This is a genomic window from Dietzia sp., assembly GCF_036741115.1.
Classification (GTDB): Bacteria; Actinomycetota; Actinomycetes; order Mycobacteriales; family Mycobacteriaceae; genus Dietzia.
Map to the genome: position 1 here is coordinate 1 of NZ_DAINST010000134.1, position 4,090 is coordinate 4,090.

Consider the following 4,090-nt stretch of genomic DNA (forward strand, 5'->3'; position numbering starts at 1 on the left):
GTGCCCACGACGAGCATCCCGAGCTGTCCTGCGAGCGCGTACTGCGCGACCATCCGCTCCCGTGCCTTGATGTTCCCACGCACGAAATCGCGCAGCGGCTCCCCGCCGAGCGCCCGTGCGGCAGCGTCCGCGGCGGCGTCGGCCGCGGGCTTGATGTCGACGACCATGGTGCGGTCCGGGGCAATGAAGCCGAGGGCGGTCTGTGCGTCCTCCTCGTCGGACTGGACGCCGTAGGGGAGTCGGACCGCGAGGAACTCGGCGCTTCCGCCCGACTCGCGGACCCGCTCGGCAGCGAGCTGGCACAACCTTCCGGCGAGAGTGGAGTCCTGGCCACCGCTGATCCCGAGGACGAAACCGGCGGTGCGCGAGGAGGCGAGGTAGTCTGAGAGGAACTCGACGCGGGCCTCGATTTCCGCTGCGGGATCGATCTCGGGGCGCACGTGCAGTTCGGCGATGATCGCCTGCTGCGCGGGGCTCGGGGCCGTTCCCGATTTGCCGGTTCGGTTCTCGGTTTCGCTCATACGACCGATACTAGCCACGTGCCGGTACGTGGCGGCCGCGTCCGGAGTCGGTCCCGGATATGACAATTGGAGTGCCCGGCGGCTATCCTATTCGAGTTCCATACCTTCGCTTCGCCGTGCGCGAGGACCGCTCGTCGGTACCCCGCTCCGTCGCGGGAGCGGAAGGTATATCGGCTAGCAGAAAGGAGCGCCCCATGAAGGTCCGCAAGTCCCTTCGGTCGCTGAAGAACAAGCCGGGCGCCCAGGTTGTGCGTCGTCGCGGCAAGGTCTACGTGATCAACAAGAAGGATCCGCGCTTCAAGGCCCGCCAGGGCTAGGAGCACCCGTCCCGCGCCATCGCGCGCGAAGGACTCGCCGCGCCCACCGTCTCGGATGAGACGGTGGGCGCGGCGCTTTTTGCTGTCGGTGTGCCGTGGATGCTGCGGCGTCCCGGGAGGCTCGTCGCGGCGGGCGGCGCGGGGGCGGGGCGAGCTGCCGATAGGCCGGACATCGATTCGGCAGTCGCCGTGTGGCCGCGCGCCAGGTGTCTACGAGACCGGCACTGTTGCCGGTCGGGGTGAAACCGCCGCGGGCTCGCCGGCAACCGGCGCCGTGGCCTGGACGTGCGCGTGGGCTTGGGTCTGCGCCTGTACCTGCGACCTTGCCTGCGCCGACGCTCGCGCCGCGGTCTCGCTCGCGGCCGCCACGGCTGCGGACTCTGCTGCGGGCCCAGCGGCGGAATCGGCGGCCGGCTCGGCGATGGCCTCGAAGGTGGCGGCGAGTACCGAAGTCCAGGCGCCGAACTTCGGCGGCCGTCCGTCGCCGGAGGAACGCCCACGGAGCCGACGACTCACCCAGGGGGCTACATGCTCGCGGTAGTACCCGATCTCGCGTGCGAAGGACCGGACGTTCGTCGTCATGGGCAGGCGTTCCGGAGCGGAGCAGGGGATGCTCTGGGAGGCCGCCACGACGGCGGCGGTGTATTCGTGCCCCGCGGCGTTGAGGTGGACGCGGTCGCCCGACCAGTAGCCGGCCGCGCGGAGGACCGGATCGGCGAAGACGTCGACGAAGGTGCAGCCGAGCTCCTCGCACATCTCGGCGGTCGCGTCGAGGAGGTCCGCGGCCCTGCGGCGAAGCACGCGCCCGAGCGGGACGTAGGTCGAGGCGTCGGCGCCGCTGAGGATGATGGGCGCGACGCCGGCGTCCTGGCAACGGCGGACGAGGGCGCGCACGCCGGCGAGATAGCCGCGCCTGTCGAATCCCGGTCGCATGATGTCGTTGGCTCCGCCGTTGAAGGACAGGTGCGTGGGCAGGGGATCGAGCGCGAGCGCGGCGGGGAGCTGATCGGCGAGGATGCTGGGCAGGAGCTTCCCCCGCACGGCGAGGTTCGCGTAACGGACGGTGCTCGGCTCGGTGCCCTCGACGGGACGGGCGATCAGCTCGGCGACCCGGTCGGCCCAACCGCGCGGCACGCCGTCGGGACGTTCGTCGCCGACGCCTTCGCTGAAGCTGTCGCCGATGGCCACGTACCGAATCTCCGTGCCGCTCTCCATTTCCTGGCCGCCCTCCTGTGCTCACTCCGTACTACCGCCACTCCCTGGCCGGGCCGGGCCGGCAGAGAGGTCGCCTTTGTTTCTCCTCAGCAAGACTAAGTCGTCCCGCCCCGGTGGTCTTCCGCTCCGCCCTCGACACGTCCTGTTCGAACACCACGGCCCGGGCCCTGTGGACGGGGGTGTGGACGGCTTGTGGAGCGCGCGTGGACAACCTGTGGGCACTCGAACGGGCCGATTTCGGCGTCCGGAGACGGCTCGAGCGGTCGGCGACGTTCGAATGGATCGCCGCGAACGACAACGATGTTGTTCGTAACGTTGTTATCGGACGACGGGGGTCCACAAGGTGGGACCGCGACCTGGGAATATCATCCGTGTAAGACCAATATGTCGTGGTGTGTTGACCTTCTAGGCACAACGGGTAGTGTTTGGAGACGTTGCGGCCCGGCATTCGAGAGTCACTCTCAAGCGGGAATCATCACCCCTCGGGAGGCGTTGGACAGGGCAGAGGCCCTGTCGAATTCCACAGGCTCACAACATATGTTCGAATATCTGCTTCGTCGGTGTGGCTCGGTCTCCGGATCGGCTTCGCGGGCGGAAGCTCACCCCTCGTTTCTCGAGAAAGGCCCGAACTCCATGAGCATCACCGTCTACACCAAGCCCGCGTGCGTGCAGTGCAACGCGACGTACCGCGCTCTCGACAAGCAGGGGATCGACTACGAGGTCGTCGATATCACCGAGGACGCCGAGGCGCGGGAGTACGTGATGGCTCTGGGATACCTCCAGGCTCCGATCGTCGTCTCGGGCGAGGATCACTGGTCGGGCTACCGCCCGGACCGCATCAAGGCTCTCGCCACCGCGGCGGCCTAGAGGGCGGTCTGCGCTATGGCGACGCCGGCTGCGCCCGCCGGTCCGCGAGAACAAGGGGAAGCGTCTCTCGCGGACGGGCAGGGCGACGCGGCGGGGCGCGTGCACGTGGTGTTCTTTTCGAACATCTCGGAGAACACCGCCCGCTTCGTCGGCAAGCTCGGCTTCGACTCGACTCGCATCCCCATCCGCGCCGCGGATGAGATGCCGGAAATGTCGGAGCCTTTTGTTTTGATAGTCCCCACCTACGGGGGCTGCCTGTCGGTCACGGGCCGGGAGGGGTCGCACGTTCCGCGCCAGGTCAAGAAGTTCCTGGCAATCGAAGGGAACCGCGCACTCGCCCGGGGAGTGGTGGCCGGCGGGAACTCCAACTTCGGCACGTCGTTCGGCGCTGCGGGGGAGGCCATCGCGGCCAAGCTCGGGGTGCCGTACCTGTACCGGTTCGAGCTCATGGGAACGCACGAGGACGTCGAGAACGTCCGCGAGGGATTGGAAGAGTTTTGGCAGCACCAACGGTAGAGCGGCAGGAAATGATCGAGGATCCGGCGGCGAACGGTATGGATTACCACGCGCTCAATGCGATGCTCAATCTCTACGATTCCGCCGGGCGCATCCAGTTCGACAAGGACAAGCAGGCCGCGCGGCAGTACTTTCTGCAGCACGTCAACCAAAACACCGTGTTCTTCCATAATCTCAACGAGAAGCTCGACTACCTCGTGGAGAACAACTACTACGAGCCCGAGGTCCTCGAGCAGTACTCGCGCGATTTCGTCACCGAGCTCTTCGATTCGGCGTACGCGAAGAAGTTCCGTTTCCCCACGTTCCTCGGGGCGTTCAAGTACTACACCTCGTACACGCTCAAGACCTTTGACGGAAAGCGGTACCTCGAACGCTACGAGGACCGCGTCTGCATGGTCGCTCTTACCCTCGCCGCGGGCGATGAGGCCCTCGCCGAGGCGCTCGTCGAGGAGATCCTCGAGGGCCGCTTCCAGCCGGCCACGCCGACCTTCCTCAACTCGGGCAAGAAGCAGCGCGGCGAGCCGGTATCGTGCTTCCTCCTGCGTATCGAGGACAACATGGAGTCCATCGGCCGCTCCATCAACTCGGCGCTTCAGCTCTCGAAGCGCGGCGGCGGCGTGGCCCTGCTCCTGTCGAATCTGCGCGAGCACGGGG

Annotated in this window: 6 protein-coding genes; 4 read left to right on the forward strand and 2 right to left on the reverse strand. The window is 67.2% G+C overall.

The window, feature by feature from the left end; all coding sequences use genetic code 11:
- On the reverse strand, window positions 1-521 hold a 521-nt coding region (gene nadE, locus V7E05_RS13770; RefSeq protein WP_333620205.1), incomplete at its 3' end, for an NAD(+) synthase.
- Window positions 522-715: 194 nt separating this feature from the next.
- On the opposite strand from nadE, the gene ykgO reads away from it, so the two are divergent.
- Window positions 716-838 (forward strand): type B 50S ribosomal protein L36, encoded by a 123-nt coding sequence (gene ykgO, locus V7E05_RS13775; RefSeq protein ID WP_003852698.1) that lies wholly within the window; start codon window positions 716-718, stop codon window positions 836-838.
- A gap of 210 nt (window positions 839-1,048) precedes the next feature.
- Here ykgO and V7E05_RS13780 read toward each other — a convergent pair whose 3' ends face one another.
- The gene (locus V7E05_RS13780) at window positions 1,049-2,053 is read right to left on the reverse strand and encodes an SGNH/GDSL hydrolase family protein (protein ID WP_333620206.1); all 1,005 of its coding nucleotides are present in this window, start codon (window positions 2,051-2,053) and stop codon (window positions 1,049-1,051) included.
- Between the two features lie 633 nt (window positions 2,054-2,686).
- On the opposite strand from V7E05_RS13780, the gene V7E05_RS13785 reads away from it, so the two are divergent.
- The 3 genes from V7E05_RS13785 to V7E05_RS13795 form a co-directional block, all read left to right on the forward strand.
- Window positions 2,687-2,920: a redoxin NrdH gene (locus V7E05_RS13785; RefSeq protein WP_333620207.1), complete on the forward strand. Its 234-nt coding sequence runs from the start codon at window positions 2,687-2,689 to the stop codon at window positions 2,918-2,920.
- Window positions 2,921-2,935: 15 nt separating this feature from the next.
- Complete coding sequence (gene nrdI, locus V7E05_RS13790) at window positions 2,936-3,436, forward strand: class Ib ribonucleoside-diphosphate reductase assembly flavoprotein NrdI (RefSeq protein WP_333620208.1); 501 nt, start codon at window positions 2,936-2,938, stop codon at window positions 3,434-3,436.
- Between the two features lie 11 nt (window positions 3,437-3,447).
- Window positions 3,448-4,090, forward strand: a 643-nt coding sequence (locus V7E05_RS13795; protein WP_333620209.1) for a ribonucleotide reductase N-terminal alpha domain-containing protein, incomplete at its 3' end; no start/stop codon positions are given.